The organism is Phycicoccus sp. Root563, from assembly GCF_001427915.1.
GTDB lineage: Bacteria > Actinomycetota > Actinomycetes > Actinomycetales > Dermatophilaceae > Pedococcus.
The window spans coordinates 797638-816047 of the sequence record NZ_LMGM01000001.1 but is presented as its reverse complement, the minus strand read 5'-3'; the positions used below and the strand labels follow the sequence as shown (position 1 = coordinate 816047).

The 18410-nt window shown below is 71.5% G+C and carries 16 protein-coding genes; 10 read left to right on the top strand and 6 right to left on the bottom strand.

Features of this window, described 5'->3' with window-relative positions; translation table 11 throughout:
• The 3 genes from ASD62_RS03890 to ASD62_RS03880 form a co-directional block, all read left to right on the top strand.
• Positions 1-776, top strand: a 776-nt coding sequence (locus ASD62_RS03890) for a DUF3710 domain-containing protein (RefSeq protein ID WP_056917148.1), incomplete at its 5' end; no start/stop codon positions are given.
• Positions 777-892: 116 nt separating this feature from the next.
• Entirely contained in the window at positions 893-1210 is a 318-nt protein-coding gene (locus ASD62_RS03885; protein WP_056917147.1) for an OB-fold nucleic acid binding domain-containing protein, read from the top strand.
• On the top strand, positions 1200-1934 hold the full coding sequence (locus ASD62_RS03880; RefSeq protein WP_235529029.1) for a DUF3159 domain-containing protein: 735 nt from the start codon (positions 1200-1202) through the stop codon (positions 1932-1934). Before ASD62_RS03885 ends, ASD62_RS03880 begins: the two co-directional genes overlap by 11 nt.
• Positions 1935-1936: 2 nt before the next feature.
• Here ASD62_RS03880 and ASD62_RS03875 read toward each other — a convergent pair whose 3' ends face one another.
• Together ASD62_RS03875 and ASD62_RS03870 are read right to left on the bottom strand one after the other, a co-directional pair.
• On the bottom strand, positions 1937-2620 hold the full coding sequence (locus ASD62_RS03875; protein WP_056914834.1) for a TrkA family potassium uptake protein: 684 nt from the start codon (positions 2618-2620) through the stop codon (positions 1937-1939).
• 14 nt (positions 2621-2634) lie between these two features.
• Entirely contained in the window at positions 2635-3303 is a 669-nt protein-coding gene (locus ASD62_RS03870; RefSeq protein WP_056917145.1) for a TrkA family potassium uptake protein, read from the bottom strand.
• Between the two features lie 151 nt (positions 3304-3454).
• Here ASD62_RS03870 and ASD62_RS03865 point away from each other — a divergent pair, with 151 nt between their 5' ends.
• The 5 genes from ASD62_RS03865 to acnA all read left to right on the top strand — a co-directional run bounded on the left by ASD62_RS03865 (position 3455) and on the right by acnA (position 11428).
• The gene (locus tag ASD62_RS03865; RefSeq protein ID WP_157581555.1) at positions 3455-5413 is read left to right on the top strand and encodes an APC family permease; all 1959 of its coding nucleotides are present in this window, start codon (positions 3455-3457) and stop codon (positions 5411-5413) included.
• On the top strand, positions 5410-6705 hold the full coding sequence (locus ASD62_RS03860) for a class I SAM-dependent RNA methyltransferase (protein ID WP_056914833.1): 1296 nt from the start codon (positions 5410-5412) through the stop codon (positions 6703-6705). The genes ASD62_RS03865 and ASD62_RS03860 overlap by 4 nt, the downstream gene beginning before the upstream one ends.
• Positions 6706-6755: 50 nt before the next feature.
• Complete coding sequence (locus ASD62_RS03855; protein ID WP_056917143.1) at positions 6756-7871, top strand: MFS transporter; 1116 nt, start codon at positions 6756-6758, stop codon at positions 7869-7871.
• A gap of 81 nt (positions 7872-7952) precedes the next feature.
• Positions 7953-8531, top strand: coding sequence for a thioesterase family protein (locus ASD62_RS03850; protein ID WP_056914832.1), 579 nt, complete (start codon positions 7953-7955; stop codon positions 8529-8531).
• Positions 8532-8635: 104 nt separating this feature from the next.
• Positions 8636-11428 (top strand): aconitate hydratase AcnA, encoded by a 2793-nt coding sequence (gene acnA / locus ASD62_RS03845; RefSeq protein WP_056914831.1) that lies wholly within the window; start codon positions 8636-8638, stop codon positions 11426-11428.
• 125 nt (positions 11429-11553) lie between these two features.
• Here acnA and ASD62_RS03840 read toward each other — a convergent pair whose 3' ends face one another.
• The 3 genes from ASD62_RS03840 to ASD62_RS03830 form a co-directional block, all read right to left on the bottom strand.
• On the bottom strand, positions 11554-12939 hold the full coding sequence (locus ASD62_RS03840; RefSeq protein ID WP_162254751.1) for an HNH endonuclease signature motif containing protein: 1386 nt from the start codon (positions 12937-12939) through the stop codon (positions 11554-11556).
• A gap of 115 nt (positions 12940-13054) precedes the next feature.
• Entirely contained in the window at positions 13055-13618 is a 564-nt protein-coding gene (locus ASD62_RS03835) for a DinB family protein (protein ID WP_056914829.1), read from the bottom strand.
• 25 nt (positions 13619-13643) lie between these two features.
• A complete protein-coding gene (locus ASD62_RS03830; RefSeq protein WP_056914828.1) occupies positions 13644-13988 on the bottom strand; it encodes a nucleoside triphosphate pyrophosphohydrolase in 345 nt (114 codons plus the stop codon).
• Positions 13989-14049: 61 nt separating this feature from the next.
• Here ASD62_RS03830 and ASD62_RS03825 point away from each other — a divergent pair, with 61 nt between their 5' ends.
• Positions 14050-15009 carry an SDR family NAD(P)-dependent oxidoreductase gene (locus ASD62_RS03825; RefSeq protein ID WP_056914827.1) on the top strand — a complete coding sequence of 320 codons (960 nt, stop codon included), beginning with the start codon at positions 14050-14052 and terminating at the stop codon, positions 15007-15009.
• Positions 15010-15115: 106 nt separating this feature from the next.
• On the opposite strand, the gene ASD62_RS03820 is transcribed toward ASD62_RS03825, so the two are convergent.
• Positions 15116-16906, bottom strand: coding sequence for an NAD(P)/FAD-dependent oxidoreductase (locus ASD62_RS03820; protein ID WP_056914826.1), 1791 nt, complete (start codon positions 16904-16906; stop codon positions 15116-15118).
• A gap of 134 nt (positions 16907-17040) precedes the next feature.
• Between ASD62_RS03820 and ASD62_RS03815 the strand changes: the two genes are divergently transcribed.
• The gene (locus ASD62_RS03815) at positions 17041-18279 is read left to right on the top strand and encodes a helix-turn-helix domain-containing protein (protein WP_056914825.1); all 1239 of its coding nucleotides are present in this window, start codon (positions 17041-17043) and stop codon (positions 18277-18279) included.
• Positions 18280-18410 lie beyond the last annotated feature (131 nt).

The following is an 18410-nucleotide window of genomic DNA, read 5'->3' as shown; positions in this document are numbered from 1 at the left end:
CCCTCGACCCGGCGCTCGACGCGACCGAGCTCGACGAGCCGACCGATGCAGCGAACGCCGACGAGTACGGCTCGGCTGACGACGCCGCCGCGGCCCCGGCTGCCAAGGCGGCCCCGGTCGACCGTGAGGGCAACGGCCCGCACGACAGCTCCGAGGTCGACACCACCGACGACGGCAGGCTCGACCTCGGTGCGCTGCGCATCCGCGGCGTCGCCGGCATGGAGCTGCGGCTCGAGGTGGACGAGGCGGCTGACCAGGTCGTCGGTGCCACTGCCGTGATCGGCGACTCGGCCGTCCAGCTGCAGGCCTTCGCCGCACCGAAGACGATGGGCATCTGGGACGAGATCCGTTCGGAGATCGCCGAGTCCATCCTCACCCAGGGCGGCACCGCCGACGAGGTGCACGGCGCCCTCGGCACCGAGCTGCGCACCCGGATGCCGTCCGCCGGACCTGACGGCCGCACGGTCTTCGCCCCCGCCCGGTTCGCCGGCGTCGACGGACCGCGCTGGTTCCTGCGGGCCGTGTTCTCCGGTCGCGCCGCGATCGACGACGAGGCGGCGGCCCCGCTGCTCGAGGTCGTCCGGAGCGTGGTCGTCGTCCGCGGTGACAACGCGATGGCCCCACGGGAGATGCTCACGCTCACGCTGCCGGTCCAGCCCGACGCAGAGTCCGACGGCGACGTCGACCCCGAGGCGTCCGAGGACGCCGACACCACCGTCCACACCGACGACCTCAAGCCGTTCGAGCGTGGCCCCGAGATCACCGAGGTCCGGTAACCACCATGGCCCACGACGTGCAGACCACTCCGCCCCGCGGCACCAAGGGTCCCCAGGGACACCACAAGTCGGCGATCGCGCGGCTCGGTGAGCGCCTCACCAAGTCGGTCACCCAGATGGAGGCCGACGAGCTGCGCGAGGACGCGGCCCGCCTGGGCTGCACCCCGATGTGCGACCTGCTCGACCGTCAGCGGGCCACCGTGTCCGGCACCGTCCGCGCCGTGACGCTGCGCCCGCGCGTCAACGTGCCTGCCCTGGTCATCGACCTCTACGACGGCAGCCGCACCATCAACCTCGTCTGGCTGGGCCGACGGTCGATCGCCGGGATCGAGCCGGGCACCTACCTGCGGGCCCAGGGCCGGGTGACCTACTACCGGGGCATCCCCACGATCTTCAACCCGTCCTACGAGATCGTCCCGCTGCGTGCCCACTGACCGCGAGCTCGGAGCCCACGACGGTGTGACCGGGGTGGACGAACCCGCGCCGACCGGGGCGCCGGTTCCGCCCGCGACCGTCGAGGAGGTCATCCGCCAACGGCTCTCCAAGGCCCTCGGCGGGTGGCGCGGGTCGCTCGAGACGGCCCTGCCGACCGTCGCGTTCGTCGTGGTGTGGACCGCGACCAAGGACGTGCGGACGGCCGTCATCGCTGCCGCGGCCGTCATCGTCGTGCTCGCCGTGGTGCGGCTGGCCCAGCGCCAGAGCCTGCAGTTCGTCGGGTCGGCCGCCCTGGCCACGGCGATCGCCGCGTTCTTCGCGCTGCGCAGCGGCCGGGCCCAGGACGCGTTCCTGCCGGGCATCCTCACGAGCGCGGCATGGGGTGTCGCCGCCCTCGTCTCGGTCGTCAGCCGGTGGCCGCTGGTTGGGTTCATGGTCGGCGCCGGCGACCCCCGCGCTGCCGAGGACCCCTTCTCCTGGCACCGCGACCGGGGCCTGGTCCGCGTCTGCCAGCGCCTGACGATGGTGCTCGTCGTGATGTATGCCGTGCGCGTGGCCATCATGCTCCCGCTCTACTTCGCGGGTGAGGTGGCCTGGCTCGGTGTGGCCAAGGTGGCGCTGGGCTGGCCGTTGTGGCTCGCCGGGCTCGCCGTGATGGGGCTGATGCTCGTGCGCGGCCAGACGCCGCAGGACCTGGAGGGGTCCACCGCCGAGAGCGGCTGAGCTCAGGCCTCGCCGCGGGGGTTGCGGTCGCCGGGGCTGAGCATCGCCTCGAGCTCGTCCTCGAACTCCGGCGTCGAGATGAAGAGCAGCTCGTCGTGCGGCTCCAGCGAGTCGTCGCGGCTGGGGGCGATCGGGTGGTCCTCGCGGATGATGCCGACCAGGACGGTCTCGCCGGGGAAGTCGACGTCGCCGACCCGCTTGCCGGCGTAGGGGCTGTCCGGCGGCAGGGTCAGCTCGACCATCGTCGCCTTGCCCTGCTGGAACTGGAAGATGCGCACGAGGTCGCCGACGCTGACGGCCTCCTCGACGAGGGCGGTCATCAGGCGCGGGGTCGAGACGGCCACGTCGACACCCCAGGCCTCGTCGAACATCCACTCGTTCTTGGGGTTGTTGACGCGGGCCACCGTGCGGGGCACACCGAACTCGGTCTTGGCCAGCAGGGAGACGACGAGGTTGACCTTGTCGTCACCGGTCGCGGCGACGACGACGTCGCACTCGGCCAGGCCGGCCTCGTGCAGGGCCGTGATCTCGCACGCGTCCGCCAGCAGCCAGTTGGCCTCGGGGACGCGGCTGGACTGGATGTCCTTGCGGTCCTTGTCCATGAGGAGGACCTGGTGGCCGTTGTGCAGCAGCTCCCGGGCGATGGAGCGCCCGACGCTCCCGGCCCCGGCGATGACGACGCGCATGTGGTTCCTTCTGCTCAGTGCCCGGACGGGGCGGGCGGGGCGTCGAGGGTGCGCTCCGCGGCCGGGAGCTCGGACGCGAGGGCGGCGACGTGCAGCAGGTCGCCCTCCTGGAACACGGTCTCGGCGGTCGGCAGGATGCCGGAGCCGAGTCGCGTCAGGTAGGCGGTGCGCGTGCCGGTGACGCTCTCGAGCTCGCTGACGAGCCGTCCGACCCACCCGGGGTTCACGGTGACCTCGGCGATGACGACCTTGCCCGACGGGTCCACCAGCTCGGGCACGTGGCCTTGGGGGAGCAGGCGGCGCAGCATCTGGTCGGACGTCCACTTCACGGTGGCGACGGTGGGTATGCCGAGGCGCTGGTAGACCTCGGCGCGGCCGGGGTCGTAGATGCGCGCCACGACGTGCTCGACGCCGAAGGTCTCGCGGGCCACCCGGGCCGCGAGGATGTTGGAGTTGTCACCACTGGACACGGCGGCGAAGGCGTACGCGTCGGAGATGCCGGCCTCGGCCAGGGTGTCGCGGTCGAAACCGACACCGGTGACCCGGCGACCCTCGAACGCGGAGCCCAGGCGTCGGAACGCGGACTCCTCCTGGTCGATCACCGCGACGTCGTGGCCCTGGCTCTCGAGGCTCAGCGCGAGGGACGAGCCCACTCGGCCGCAGCCCATGATCACGAAGTGCACGACGGTGACGCTACACCGCGGCATACCCCCTCGTGCACGCTGCCGCGCAGGTCCGCGGCAGGGTCTCGCACAGCGACCCCGTGCGCCGCCTAGAGTGTTCGCCGTGGCAACTCCCGGACGCGTCCTCAAGCGTGTGCTTGTCGGTCGCGCGATGCGCAGCGACCGCCTCGGCGACACCCTGCTCCCCAAGAAGCTGGCGCTGCCCATCTTCGCCAGCGACGCGTTGTCGTCCGTGGCGTACGCGCCGGACGAGATCTTCCTGACCCTCGGCCTCGCCGGTGGTGCGCTCGCGCTGACGCACTCGTGGCAGATCGGGTTGTGCGTCGTCGCGGTCATGCTCGTCGTCGTCGCGTCCTACCGCCAGAACGTCCACGCCTACCCCTCGGGTGGTGGCGACTACGAGGTGGCCAACACCAACCTCGGTCCCAAGGCCGGCCTGACGGTGGCCTCGGCGCTGCTCGTCGACTACGTCCTCACGGTCGCGGTGTCGATCTCCTCCGGTGTCCAGAACGCCGCTGCTGCACTGCCGTTCATCCGCGGCCACGAGGTGATCGTCGCCGTCGGGCTCGTGGTCCTCCTCACGGCGATGAACCTCCGCGGGGTGCGCGAGTCGGGGCAGGCGTTCGCCGTCCCGGTCTACCTGTTCATGCTCAGCGTCATCGGCATGGGCATCGTCGGCGTCGTCCGCGAGGTCACCGGCAACCTGCCGCAGGCCGAGAGCGCGGGGCTGACCCTCGTGCCGGAGGACGGGTACGGACAGCTCGGCAGCTTCGCGATGCTGTTCCTCCTGCTGCGCGCGTTCTCGTCCGGCTGTGCCGCCCTCACCGGGGTCGAGGCCATCTCCAACGGTGTGCCGGCGTTCAAGAAGCCCAAGAGCCGCAACGCCGCCAGCACGCTGCTGCTCATGGGCGTCATCGCCATCACCATGCTCATGTCGATGCTCACCCTCGCGAAGTGGACCGGCATCAAGTACGCCGAGGACCCGGCGACCCAGCTGCTCCGCGACGGCAAGCCGGTCGGCCCCGGGTACGTGCAGGACACGATCATGGGCCAGGTCGCCAAGGCGGTCTTCCAGGGCTTCCACCCCGGCGTGATCCTCGTGTCGATCGTCGCGGGCCTGATCCTCATCCTCGCCGCCAACACGGCCTTCAACGGCTTCCCGGTGCTCGGCTCGATCCTGGCCAAGGACGGCTACCTCCCGCGCCAGCTGCACACGCGAGGTGACCGGCTCGCCTTCTCCAACGGCATCCTCATCCTCGCCGGGGCGGCTGCCTTCCTCATCGTCCTGTACAACGCCGAGGTCACGAAGCTGATCCAGCTGTACATCGTCGGTGTCTTCGTGTCCTTCACGCTCAGCCAGACGGGGATGATCCGCCACTGGAACCGCCACCTGCGCCTCGAGCGCGACGCCTCCGAGCGGTCGCGGATGAAGCGCAGCCGCGTCATCAACGCCGTCGGCGCCACCATGTCCGGCATCGTCCTGGTCGTCGTGCTGCTGACGAAGTTCACCCACGGCGCCGGTTACGCCATCGCCGCGATGGTCGTCCTGTTCTTCCTCATGCTCGGCATCCACAAGCACTACGAGCGGGTCCGTGCCGAGCTGCGGGTCTCCGACGACGACGTCGACGCGCAGATGCTCCCCAGCCGGGTGCACGCGATCGTGCTGGTCTCCAAGATCCACAAGCCGACGCTGCGGGCCTTGGCCTACGCGCGGGCCACCCGTCCCTCCAAGCTCGAGGCCATCACCGTCAACGTCGAGCCCGACGAGACCAAGGCGCTGCAGGACGAGTGGGACCGCCGCGACATCCCGGTGCCGCTCAAGGCGCTCGACTCGCCCTACCGCGAGATCACCCGTCCCGTCGTCGACTACGTGAAGTCGCTGCGCTCCGGCCACCCCCGCGACGTCGTGGTCGTCTACATCCCCGAGTACGTCCTGGGCAAGTGGTACGAGCAGGTCCTGCACAACCAGAGTGCGTTGCGCCTCAAGGGCCGGCTGTTGTTCACCCCCGGGGTCATGGTCGCGAGCGTGCCGTGGCAGCTCGCGTCCTCCGAGGGCCAGGAGGAGCGGTTCGACGGGCCCACCGCCGGTTCGGTCCGGCTCGGCCAGTGACCGTCACCGAGCAGGCTTCAGGGCAGGCCGACCTGCGGGTCGGCAACGAGGTCGAGGTCGAGGTCGGCCCGATCGCCCACGGCGGCTTCTGCATCGCCCGCCACGAGGGACGCGTCGTCTTCGTCCGGCACGCGCTGCCCGGTGAGCGGGTCCGGGTGCGGGTCACCGAGGCGCGGGACGGCCAGCGGTTCGTCCGCGCCGACTGCGTCGAGGTCCTCGACGCCAGCGAGCACCGCGTCGCCGCCCCCTGCCCGTATGCCGCGCCCGGCCTGTGCGGCGGCTGCGACTTCCAGCACGTCCGGGTCGCGCACCAGCGCGACCTCAAGGCCACCGTGGTCCGCGAACAGTTCTCCCGCATCGCCAAGCTCGACGTCGAGGTCGTCGTCGAGCCGGTGCCCGGGGACCACGACGGGCTCCGGTGGCGCACCCGCGTCGAGTTCGCCGTCGACGAGGTGGGCCGGGCCGGCCTGCGCCAGCACCGGTCCCACGACGTCGTCCCGGTCGACACCTGCCTCATCGCCGACGAGCGCATCCTCGCGACCGAGGTGCTGCGTGGGCACTGGGACGGTGAGGACGCGGTCGACGTCGTCGCCCCCTCGCGAGGGGAGGCCGTCGTCGTCCGCGTGCCGTCCGGCGAGGCCGACGCCCCGACCGTCGTCGAGCACGTCGAGGCCGCGTCGTTCGTCGCCGACTTCGAGGTGTCGGCCCGGGGGTTCTGGCAGGTCCACCCCGGTGCCGCAGCGACCTTCGTCGAGACCGTGCTCGGCATGCTCGGCCCGCGCGAGGGCGAGATCGCCCTCGACCTCTACTCGGGGGTCGGCCTGTTCGCCGCCGCCCTCGGGCGGGCCGTCGGCCCGCAGGGCAAGGTCGTCGCGGTCGAGTCCGACGCGGGTGCCGTCGCCGCCGCGGCCGGCAACCTCGCGGCATACCCGTCGGTCCTGGCGGTGCGGGCGCGGGTCGACGACGCGTTCGGGGTGCCGCGAGCGACGAAGTCGGGTCCCGCCGGCCGTCGCGGCCAGCGGTCACGCAAGCTGCGTCGCCACCCGCTCCTGCCGCTCACCGCCGACCTCGTCGTCCTCGACCCGCCACGGACGGGTGCGGGCAAGGACGTCGTCGGCCAGGTGACCCGGTTGTCCCCGCGCGCCATCGCCTATGTCGCGTGCGACCCGGCGGCGCTGGCCCGGGACACGTCCTACCTGCGCGAGGCCGGCTACGAGCTGAGGGAGCTGCGCGCCTTCGACGCGTTCCCGATGACGCACCACGTCGAGTGCGTCGCCCTGTTCGAACGGTGAGCGGGGGCCCACCTCACGCCACCACGGGGTCGGTGTGGCGGCTGCCGGGCATGCCGGCGCTCGGGATGCTGTCCGTCCTGGGCTTCAGCGGGTACGCCGCCCTGCTCTCCGTCGCCCCGCTGTGGGCCGTCCGCGGCGGCGCCGACGAGGCCGGATCGGGGCTGGTCAACGGTGTCCTGCTCGCAGCCACCGTCCTCACGCAGTTCGCCGTGCCCGCGCTGCTGCGCCGGTTCGGGCACGGCCCGGTCATCGCGGTCGGCGTGGTGCTCATGGGGGTGGCCTCGCCGCTCTACCTGCTGTCGGACGCCCTCTGGTCCGTCCTCGCCCTGTCCGCGGTCCGGGGTGCGGGGTTCGGCATCCTCACGGTCACCGGGTCGGCGGTCGCCGCCCACCTCGTGCCGGCCCACCGGCGGGGCGCGGCCATCGGCGCCTACGGCCTCGCCGTGGCCGTGCCGAACCTCGTGCTCCTGCCCGCCTCCGTCGCCGTCGCCGACCGGTGGGGCTTCGGATGGGTGTTCGCCCTCGGCGGCCTGCCCGTCCTGGCCGCGCCCTTCGCCTTCGCCGTGGCCCGGGCGCTGGGCCCGCTCGACCGGGTCACCGAGCAGGCGCCGCGGCTCGACCGCGCGGGTGTCGTCGCGGTCGCCCGCCCCACCGGCGTGCTGTTCGCCGTGACCATGGCCGGGGGAGGGTTGCTCACCTTCGTGCCCCAGATCGTCCGGTCGGGCACCGCCTCGGCTGCCGTCCTGCTCGTCCTCGGCGTGGGGACGGCCGCCTGCCGCTGGGGCGCCGGTCACCTCTCCGACCGGTATGGCGCCGAGCGCTTCCTCGCGCCGCTGCTCCTCACCGGGGCGGCTGGGCTTGCCGTCTGCGCCTGGGGGGCCGCCAACGGGGGAGACCTGGCGCTCCTGCTCCCCGGTGCCGCACTGGTCGGCGTCGCCTACGGGGCCCTGCAGAACCTCACCCTCGTGGTCGCCTTCGCCCGGGTGGACCCGGCGCACATCCCGGTGGCCAGCGCCGGCTGGAACGTCGGGTTCGACGGTGGGACGGCCGTCGGTGCGGTCCTGGTGGGGGCGATCGCCACGGCGGCCGGGTTCCCGGCCGGGCTGCTGTTCCCCGCAGCCGTCTGTCTCGCCGCGCTCCTGCTCTGCGTGCCGTCCCATCGGTGACGGTCGCAGGGACCCGGCCCGCCGCCACACCTGCCCCTGCGGTGCCGGGCCGTGGGGGTAGGTGACCTAGGCTCGCTCGTCGTGTCGATCCCGCCCGAGCCCCAGACCGAGTCCCAGCGTGAGTCCCAGCGTGAGTCCCACCGCGAGTCCCAGCGTGAGTCCCAGCGTGAGTCCCAGGCCCAACCCCTGAGCGAGCCCCAGGGCGAGCCCCCGACCCAACCTGCGAGCGGGTCCCGGGGCGAGCCTGCCGCCTTCACCCACCACGTGGAGGTGCACTTCTACGAGGTGGACCAGGTCGGGGTGGTGTTCAACGCGTGGTACCTCGCGTGGTGCGACGACGCGAGGCTGGCCTACCTCGCCTCCCGTGGGTACGGGTTGGAGCAGGCCCGTGCGGCCGACGCCCTGCCACTCGTGCGGCACGCCGACATCGAGTGGCTGGCGAGCCTGTCGGCGGGGGACCGGGCGGACATCGTCGTGCGGCCGGTGCGGGTGGGCACGACGAGCTTCACCCTGCGGCACGAGATCCACCGTGCCTCCGACGGCATGCTCTGCGCCGTCCTGACGATCACGTACGTCGCGGCCGGTCTCGCCGAGCGGACCAAACGGGAGCTGCCACTTTCGCTGCGCAGCGCATTGGACGAGGATCGAGTCCGAGCCTGACCACGCGACCACGCACGGCCGACGTGATATCTTGACGTCAAGATAAATCGAGATCGACATCAGAGTGCAACGACGCACACAACTGAGCATCGAAGGAGCAGGCAGTGGCCAGCACGAACAGCTTCAACGCCCACGGTGAACTCACGGTCGGCGACCAGTCCTACGAGGTCTACCGACTGTCCACGGTCGAGGGCAGCGAGACCCTCCCGTACAGCCTGAAGGTGCTCCTGGAGAACCTCCTGCGCACCGAGGACGGCGCCAACATCACGGCCGACCACATCCGTGCCCTCGGTGGCTGGGACGCGAACGCCGAGCCCGACACCGAGATCCAGTTCACGCCGGCGCGCGTCCTCATGCAGGACTTCACCGGTGTCCCGTGCATCGTCGACCTCGCGACCATGCGCGAGGCGGTCAGCGACCTCGGTGGCGACCCGGCCAAGATCAACCCGCTCAGCCCTGCCGAGATGGTCATCGACCACTCCGTGATCATCGACGTGTTCGGGCGCAAGGACGCCTTCGAGCGCAACGTCGAGATCGAGTACCAGCGCAACGGCGAGCGCTACCAGTTCCTGCGCTGGGGCCAGACCGCGTTCGAGGACTTCAAGGTCGTGCCCCCGGGCACCGGCATCGTCCACCAGGTCAACATCGAGCACCTCGCCCGCACCGTCATGGTCCGCGACGGTGTGGCGTACCCCGACACCTGCGTCGGCACCGACTCGCACACGACGATGGTCAACGGCCTCGGCGTGCTCGGCTGGGGCGTCGGCGGCATCGAGGCCGAGGCGGCCATGCTCGGCCAGCCCGTGTCGATGCTCATCCCGCGCGTCGTCGGCTTCAAGCTGTCCGGCTCGATCCCGTCCGGTGCCACCGCGACCGACGTGGTCCTGACGATCACCGAGCAGCTGCGCAACCACGGCGTCGTCGGCAAGTTCGTCGAGTTCTACGGCGAGGGCGTCGCCCAGGTGCCGCTGGCCAACCGCGCCACCATCGGCAACATGAGCCCGGAGTTCGGCTCCACCTGCGCGATCTTCCCGATCGACGACGTGACGCTGGAGTACCTGCGCCTCACCGGTCGCTCGGAGCAGTCGGTCGCGCTCGTCGAGGCCTACGCCAAGGAGCAGGGCATGTGGCTCAAGGCCGGCCCCGACCAGCCCGAGGCGCGCTACTCGGAGTACCTCGAGCTCGACCTGTCCACCGTCGTGCCGTCCATCGCCGGGCCGAAGCGCCCGCAGGACCGCATCGCGCTCACCGACGCCAAGACCTCGTTCCGCAAGGTGCTGCCCACCTACGTCTCCCACGACGAGGGTGACGCCGGTGTCGCCAGCAGCTTCCCCGCCAGCGACCCGTCGCCGCAGGGCGCGACCGACGGCACCAACGGTGGCGACAAGCCGGCCGACCAGGGTGACGGCGCCGGTCGCCCGTCCCGCAGGGTCTCGGTGACCTCGGCCGAGGGCACGACCTTCGAGATCGACCACGGCATCGTGTCCATCGCGTCGATCACCTCGTGCACCAACACCTCGAACCCGTCGGTGATGATGGCGGCGGCCATGCTGGCCAAGAACGCCGTCGACCGCGGCCTCGCCGTGGCGCCGTGGGTGAAGACCTCCATGGCCCCTGGCTCCAAGGTCGTCACCGACTACTACGAGAAGGCCGGCATGTGGCCCTACCTCGAGAAGCTCGGCTTCCACCTCGTGGGCTACGGCTGCACCACCTGCATCGGCAACTCCGGCCCGCTGAGCGACGAGATCTCCAAGGCCATCAACGACAACGACCTCGCGGTCGTGTCGGTGCTGTCGGGCAACCGCAACTTCGAGGGGCGCATCAACCCCGACGTGAAGATGAACTACCTGGCGTCGCCGCCCCTCGTCATCGCGTACGCGCTGGCCGGCACGATGGACTTCGACTTCGAGACCCAGGCCCTGGGCACCGACACGTCCGGCAACGAGGTCTTCCTCAAGGACATCTGGCCCACCCCGGACGACGTCGAGCGCACCATCGCCTCCTCGATCAACCAGGAGATGTTCACCTCCGACTACGCCGACGTCTTCGCCGGTGACGAGCGCTGGCAGTCGCTGCCGACGCCCGAGGGCAAGACCTTCGACTGGGACGCCGAGTCGACCTACGTCCGCAAGCCCCCGTACTTCGACGGCATGTCCATGGACACCACGCCCGTCGAGGACATCACGGGAGCGCGCGTCCTGGCCAAGCTGGGTGACTCGGTCACGACCGACCACATCAGCCCGGCAGGTTCGATCAAGGCCGACAGCCCGGCGGGCAAGTACCTCGCCGAGCACGGCGTGGACCGCAAGGACTTCAACTCCTACGGTTCGCGGCGCGGCAACCACGAGGTCATGATCCGTGGCACCTTCGCCAACATCCGCCTGAAGAACCTGCTGCTCGACGGTGTCGAGGGCGGGTTCACCCGGAACTTCCTGTCCGGCGGCGAGCAGACGACGATCTTCGAGGCGTCGGCCGCCTACCAGGAGGCCGGTGTCCCGCTCGTCATCCTGTCGGGCAAGGAGTACGGCTCGGGCTCGTCGCGCGACTGGGCAGCCAAGGGTACGCGGCTGCTGGGTGTGAAGGCCGTCATCGCCGAGTCGTACGAGCGCATCCACCGCTCGAACCTCATCGGCATGGGTGTCATCCCGCTGCAGTACCCGGCCGGCGAGAACGCCGACTCGCTCGGCCTCGACGGCACCGAGACCTTCGCGGTCTCCGGCATCACCGCCCTCAACGAGGGCACGACGCCGAAGACGGTCAAGGTCACCGCCACCCGCGACGGTGCCGACCCGGTCGAGTTCGACGCGGTCGTCCGCATCGACACCCCCGGCGAGGCGGACTACTACCGCAACGGCGGCATCCTCCAGTACGTCCTGAGGTCGCTCGTCAACAGCTGAGTTCGGTTCTCCCGCAACACGACCGAGGGGTATGCCGCGTGGTCACCACGCGGCATACCCCTCGCGTCATGAAGCACTGGGGGGACACGGCTGCGGCCCCGCCGGGGGCGGGGTATGGGGCGGGATCAGGGTCGTTCGGGGTCCGGTGGGCCGGGCAGGGCGCGAGCGCCCGGGCTCGGGAAGCGCCGGGTGTCGTAGGAGCCGGGCGCCAGGTCCCAGACGACGGTCGGTCCGTGTCGGGTGTCGACCACAGCGCCACGCAGCCGTTCCCGGTGGACGACCGTGTGGTGTGCCCGGCAGAGCAGGGCTGCGTTGTCGATGTCGGTGCGTCCGCCGTCGGCCCAGTGCACGAGATGGTGCGCGTCGGTCCACCGGGCGGGCTTGCTGCACCCCGGGAAGGTGCAGTGCCGGTCGCGCAGCCACAGGTGGCGGATCTGGGCGGTCGTGAACAGCCGCACGGCGGTGCCCTGGTCGAGGACCTCTCCGCGACTGCCGAGCACGACCGGGACGACCTCGGCGTCGCACGCCAGTCGCCGGACGGCGTCGGTGGTCAGGACGTCACCCGTGAGGGTGAGGCCGGCGCCCCGAGCCCGCCGCTGCAGCACCTCGAGCGGGACGGTCACGAGCATCGTGGTCCTGGCCTGGCGCGGCAGCCCGTCAGGGGCCGACACGGCGCGGGTCACCAGGTCGACCAGGGCATCGGCGCGTCGCGCGGCAGGAGTCCGGTGGTCGAGCTCGCCGGTGTCCTCGTCGCGGTGGGGCCGGGCAAGGGCCTCGACGGCCGCGTCGACGACAGCGGCGCCCTCGTCGTCGAGCAGGAGGGTGTAGCGGGACAGCCCGACGGGACCGCGGGCCTTGGTGAGGGAGCGATGCGCCCGGACCGTGTCGGCGTCGCGCTCGACGAGCCCATCAGGGCGCAGCAGGTCACCCGTGCGGCGCAGGCAGATGGCCAGGTCGCGCTCGCTCAGGCCACGAGGACCGGTGGCACCGTCCAGGAGCGTGCCGAGGGCCTCGTCGAGCTGGTCGGGATCTGCCAGCCCGGCGACGGACCGGTGGAAGCGGACGAGCTGGGCCGCCTTGCCGACCGGAAGCACCCCGGTCGCCGTGTCGGGGTCACCGATTTCCCTGGCCGCGGCTGCGGTGGCGGCCTCGACGACCGGACCGAGCCGTGGGTCCCGAGCGGCTCGGGCCACGGTGTCGGCGTCGGTCAGCGTGCGCAGCGGCAGCAGCGGGGCCAGGGACCGGGCCCAGTCCACCGGCCCCCAGCCGTCACCCGTGCCGAGGCCGCGGGCCTTGGCTTCGGCGAGCACGGCGACCAGGTGCGCGTCCACGGTGGCCGACAGCTCCCCGAGCGCCCGGACCGCACCGACCACCTCACCCTCGGACAGCGCCCACAGCCGTTCCGGCTGGGAGTCCGTCAACGCGACGAGGGCTGAGGACAGGGCGCCGAGGACCGGCCGGGCGGGGTGGTCCCCGCCCTGCCCGGCATACTCCTGCGGTGCAACTGCCATGAACTCACTGTAGGTGCGACCACTGACAGTGCCGCAGTGCCAGATACCGCTGAAACCGTTGGTGCGCAACAGCATTCGTGTGACGCCCGAGGTCCGTTCCTCGATGCGCAGGGCCTCAGCCCATCGTCTTCTGGCCGTCCAGCGACTCACGGATGATGTCGGCGTGGCCGGCGTGCTGGGAGGTCTCGGCCAGCAAGTGCAGGACGGCACGGCGCACGGACCAGCGTGCTCCCGGCTCGAACCAGGGCGCCTTGGGCAGCTCGTGGTCCGTGTCGAGGTCCAGGGTCTGGACGAGCTCGTCGGTGTGGCGGGCGATCTCGTCGTAGCGCGCGAGCTGCCCCTCGAGGGTCTCGTCGTCCTTGAGCCGGTGGGAGTCGGCGTAGGCGGCGATCTCCGCCGGCGGGTTGCTCCAGTCGATCGACTCCCAGTCGATGTCCGGGGCGCTGCCGGCGCCCTCCGTCATGAAGGTCGCCCACTGGACCTCCGTGTCGGCCACGTGCTTCACGAGGCCGCCAAGGGTGAGCTCGCTGACCGTGGTGCGCTGCCGGGCCTGCTCGTCGTCGATCCCTCGCACGGCGAAGCGCAGGAAGTCGCGGTGCCTGCGCAGTGCCTGCACGAGGTCGGCGCGCTCACGGCTGGAGGCGGACTGCTGGGTGCTGGACTCTGGTGTCGTGGTCATGACACCAGCCTAGGAAGGGAAGCGGTCAGTTCCTGACCGCTGGGACCTCCGAGGTCGACTCGAGCCACACCCGCTCGGAGAATCCACCACGCACGATGCGCTTGAACGAGGCGGCCTGCTCGACCTCGTCGAGGGTGAACCCCAGCTCGGTCACCACCGTGGTCAGCACCTCCCAGACGTCCGCGAGCTCGTCGAGCTGCCCGCGGGTCGGCGCCATGCGCAGCTCCACGCTCTCCTCGACGAGCTTGTCGAGGAGGGCCGGGGTGAACTCGGCCGGCGCGAGCACCGTGGTCTGCGCCTCCTCGCCCTTCGATCGGATGATGGCGGGGACCCGGTCGCGGACGAGCTTCCGGTGGCGCTTCTCGTGCATGGGAACACCCTAGGTCCTGCCCGACGCGCCGCTGCCCACCGGTCGCCCGTACGGTGATCCCATGCCCCCCAACCCCGCTGCCCGTGCCCTCGACTGGGCCATGGACAAGTCCCTGGTCCTCGGCTACACGCGGCTGGGACCACGGATCCGTCGCTCGTGGTGGCCCGCGGACCCGCGTCCCGCCTGCCTCGCCGGCCGGCACGTCCTCGTGACGGGTGCCAGCGGCGGACTCGGCCTGGCCGCGGCCCAACAGCTCGCCGGCCTGGGCGCGACCGTGCACCTGTTGGGGCGCAACGCCGAACGCCTGGAGTCGGCTCGTGCCGAGCTGGTGGCGGCCGAGCCCTCGGCTCGGGTGGAGATCGCGCCCTGCGACCTCAGCGACCTCGACGCGGTGCGCGAGTTCTGCGCTGACTTCACCAAGCGGGTGCCGGAGCTCCACGCCCTCGTGCACAACGCCGGCGTCCTTCCGCCCGAGCGCCGCACGACCGCGCAGGGGCACGAGCTCACCCTCGCCACCCACGTGCTGGGCCCGCACCTGATGACCGCCCTGCTCGCCGACAGCCTGCGCGGGGGACGGGTCGTGGTCGTGTCCTCCGGCGGCGCCTACGGGCAGAAGCTCGCTGTCGACGACCTCGAGTACGCCGAGGGCGACTACTCCGGGGTCACGGCCTACGCGCGCACCAAGCGCATGCAGCTCGTCATCACCGAGCAGTGGGCCGACCGGCTGCGCGGCCGCGTGTCCGTCCACAGCATGCACCCGGGCTGGGCCGACACCCCGGGCGTCACCGAGTCGCTGCCCGGGTTCAACAAGGTCATGGGCCCGCTGCTGCGCTCACCGGCAGAGGGGGCCGACACGGTCACCTGGCTCGTCGCGACCGACGACCCGATCGGCACCGGTGGCTTCTGGCACGACCGCAGCCGTCGGCCCACCCACTACGCACCGGTCGGGGTCGAGACCGCCCCACAGCGCCAACGGTTCTGGGAGTTCGTCGTCCGAGCCACCGGCGAGAACCTGGCCTGAGCGCGGGGGCCGGCCACGCGGCATACGGGCGATCCGCAAAGGGGTATGCAGCAGGGCTGGCCGCGCGCGCCGTGGCCAGCCCTCCTGCTGCCAGAATCATCGCGCTTCAGCGCGGGTGGTGCGACTCCTGCAGCCCGTAGACGGGGGTCTCGAGACCTTCGTACCGCGCCCTGAGCTGGATGGCGAGGAACTGGCTGTAGTGGCGTGACTGGTGCAGGTTGCCGCCGTGGATCCACAGGTGGTCGACGTTGGTCGGCTTCCACATGTTGCGCAGCTCGCCCTCCCAAGGACCCGGGTCCTTGGGGGTGTCCGAACCGAAGCCCCACACCTTGCCGACGCGGTCGGCGACCTCGGGGGAGATGAGCGTCTCGAGCCAGCCGTTCATCGACTGGTAGCCGGTGGCGTAGACGACCACGTCCGCCGGGAGCTCGGTGCCGTCGGCGAGGACGACCGAGCTCTCCGTGAGGTGGTCGACCTGGCCGTTGACCACGGGGATCCGGCCGTCGATGACGAGCTGGGAGGCGCCGACGTCGATGTAGTAGCCAGAGCCCCGTCGCAGGTACTTCATGAAGAGCCCGGACCCGTCGACGCCGAAGTCGAGGTCGAACCCGGCCTCGCGCAACGCGTCGTAGTAGTCCTTGTCGCGCACCTGCATCTCGTCGTACGCCGGCTTCAGGACGCCGGGCATGATCCGGTAGGGGAGTGAGGCGAAGACCAGGTCAGCCTTCTCCGTCGTCACGCCGTTGGCCAGGGCGCGCTCGGAGTAGAGGTCGCCCAGGGCGAGGTCCATGAGCGACTCGCTGCGCACGATGTGGGTGCTCGACCGCTGCACCATCGTCGGCCTCGCGCCGACCTCCCAGAGGGAGGCACAGATGTCGTGCGCGCTGTTGTTGGAACCGATGACGACGACGTCCTTGCCGGCATACGCGTCGCCACCGGGGTGCTGGGAGGAGTGGTGCTGCTCGCCGCGGAACGTGTCCGCGCCGGGGAAGGCGGGGATGAACGGGTACCCGCTCACGCCGAGCGCGATGACGAGGTGCTTCGGCCGCAGCGTGACGTCCTTGCCGTCACGGTTGACCTTCACCTCCCACTCGCCGGCGGCCTCATCCCATTGCGCCCCAAGACATTCCGACCGCGTCCAGTAGTTCAGCTCCATGAGCGCGGTGTAGTGCTCGAGCCAGTCGCCGATCTTGTCCTTGGCCGCGAAGACCGGCCAGTGGTCGGGGAACTTGAGGTAGGGGAGGTGGTCGTACCAGACCGGGTCGTGCAGGTGCAGCGACTTGTACCGCTTGCGCCACGAGTCACCCGGGCGGTCGTTCTTCTCCAGGATCACGGTCGGTATGCCGTGCCGCTTGAGGCGGGCGCCGAGCCCGATGCCGCCCTGGCCGCCGCCGACCACGACGACGTACGGCTGCTCGGTGTCGCCGAGGGCGGCTTCGTCGGCGGTCTTCTTCTCCAGCCAGCTCTGCCGACCCTGGTGGATCTCGTGCTCGACGCCCTTGACCCGCCGCGGACCACCCGGCTCCTCGAAGCCCTTGAGCTCGGTCATCGTCGTGAGCAGCGTGAACGCCTTGCCGTCCACGAGGCGCAGGTGGCCGTGGCCCCGGGCGTCGGCCGTCTCGAAGTCGATCCACGCCTCGACGGTCCCGTCGGCCTCGGTCGCCGGTTCGGCGAGCGCCCAGCCCTTGGGTTGCACGCGGCCGAGCGTCGCCGTCAGCATGTCGGCGATCTGCTCCCGGCCCTCCATGGTCCTGATGTTCCAGGTGAAGGCCACGAGGTCGCGCCAGTAGCACTCGTCCGCGAACAGGTCCGTGACCGCGTCGACGTCCTGGGACTGCAGGGCCTGGTCGAACGACGTGAGCCACGCCTCGGCGGCGTCGCTGGGGGAGGTGCCCATGGTTGCTCCTTTGCATCCGGGGAGGCCAGTCCACGACACGGGGCGTTGCACCGGCGTTGCACGCAGCCCTGGTGAGCCGGTGAGGGGGACGCGCGGGACTCCCGAAACCGGCGTGTGCGTGCGAGAGTGCAGCCATGGGCCGACGCAGCGTCGCGGGGCTCCGCGAGGCGCACGACCGGGTCCTCGCGGGGGAGGACGACGCGCGCGTCAGCGACCAGATCGCCGCCTCGTGGCGGCGGGCGGTGGCGCAGGGCATCGACCCCGAACGCCAACGCCCCCGCCGGTTCCACGAGGTCGACGACACGGTGCGGCTGCGTGCCGAGCACCCGCTCGCGCCATACATCCCCGTCGTCACGGGTCTGCTCGGGGACTCCTCGATCAGCGACGACCACCTCGTCGTGGTCACCGACGTCTCGGGGGAGGTGCTGTGGCGGATCGGTTCGGCGGCAGCGCTGCGGGTGGCGGAGTCGATCGAGTTCGTCGAGGGGGCGAACTGGTCGGAGGGCGGGATCGGCACCAACGCGATCAGCCAGAGCCTCGTGACGGGTTCGGCGGTGGACCTCGTCGGCGGGCAGCACCTCGTGCACTCCCACCACGGCTGGCTCTGCTCGGCTGCCCCGATCACCGACCCCGGCACCGGTGACATGGTCGCCGTGCTCGACGTGTCGGCGCCGGTCGGGCTTGAGCCTGTCGCCGCAGGGGCGTTGGTGCGCACCGCGGCCCGACTGATCGAAGAGATGATGCGCGGCGACGCGCTCCGGCGACGGGCGCAGTCCCAGCCGGCGCTGCGGGCCGTGGCCCAGATCGGGGTGAACCTGCTCGGCGCCCGGCCCACGGTGCGCGTTGGCGGGGTGGTGCACGAGCTGACCCCGCGCCGCGCCGACATCCTCGCCCTGCTGACGTCGCGCGAGCCGGGCTGGAGCGCCGACGAGCTCGCCGGTGCGCTGTACGGCGACCGCGGGGTGCCCTCGTCGGTCCGCGCCGAGGTGCACCGCCTGCGCGAGGTGCTCGGCCCGCGGCTGGAGTCCTCGCCCTACCGCCTCGGCGGTGACGGGGTGTCCGTCGACGTGTGGAGCGTGCGCCGGGCGCTGGCCGCCGGTGACCTGACCCGCGCCCTGGAGCGGTATGCCGGCCCGCTGCGTCCCGGCTCCGGCTCGCTGGAGGTGGCCCTCCTGCGGGCCGAGCTGCACGAGACGCTGCGCGGGGCGGTGCTGCGGTCGGGGGACGCGGGGCTGCTGGCCCGGTGGGTGGACGGTGGGGGAGCGGACGACGTGGCCGCCCTCGAGGCCCTGCTCGCGGCGCTGCCCGTGGGCAGCCTCGCCAGCTCCCTGTATGCCGCGCGGCTGGCCCGGCTCGACGCGACGTTGCGCTGAGGTAGGGCTCGTCCGCACCACCCTTCATGGCCCCGGAGCCAGGAATGGTCGTAGGTCACCCTCGCTGAGCACCATCCGTGGCCGCGGAGCCACGAACGGTCGCGAGTGGCTGTCCGCACAGCCCGGCATGA

Excerpts from the sequence above, each read along its gene's own strand:
- ASD62_RS03885 (WP_056917147.1), top strand. The coding sequence starts at position 893 with ATGGAGGCCGACGAGCTGCGCGAGGACGCGGCCCGCCTGGGCTGCACC.
- ASD62_RS03875 (WP_056914834.1), bottom strand. The coding sequence starts at position 2,620 with ATGCGCGTCGTCATCGCCGGGGCCGGGAGCGTCGGGCGCTCCATCGCC.
- ASD62_RS03865 (WP_157581555.1), top strand. The coding sequence starts at position 3,455 with ATGCGCAGCGACCGCCTCGGCGACACCCTGCTCCCCAAGAAGCTGGCG.
- ASD62_RS03855 (WP_056917143.1), top strand. The coding sequence starts at position 6,756 with ATGCCGGCGCTCGGGATGCTGTCCGTCCTGGGCTTCAGCGGGTACGCC.
- ASD62_RS03840 (WP_162254751.1), bottom strand. The coding sequence starts at position 12,939 with ATGGCAGTTGCACCGCAGGAGTATGCCGGGCAGGGCGGGGACCACCCC.
- ASD62_RS03835 (WP_056914829.1), bottom strand. The coding sequence starts at position 13,618 with ATGACCACGACACCAGAGTCCAGCACCCAGCAGTCCGCCTCCAGCCGT.
- ASD62_RS03830 (WP_056914828.1), bottom strand. The coding sequence starts at position 13,988 with ATGCACGAGAAGCGCCACCGGAAGCTCGTCCGCGACCGGGTCCCCGCC.
- ASD62_RS03825 (WP_056914827.1), top strand. The coding sequence starts at position 14,050 with ATGCCCCCCAACCCCGCTGCCCGTGCCCTCGACTGGGCCATGGACAAG.
- ASD62_RS03820 (WP_056914826.1), bottom strand. The coding sequence starts at position 16,906 with ATGGGCACCTCCCCCAGCGACGCCGCCGAGGCGTGGCTCACGTCGTTC.
- ASD62_RS03815 (WP_056914825.1), top strand. The coding sequence starts at position 17,041 with ATGGGCCGACGCAGCGTCGCGGGGCTCCGCGAGGCGCACGACCGGGTC.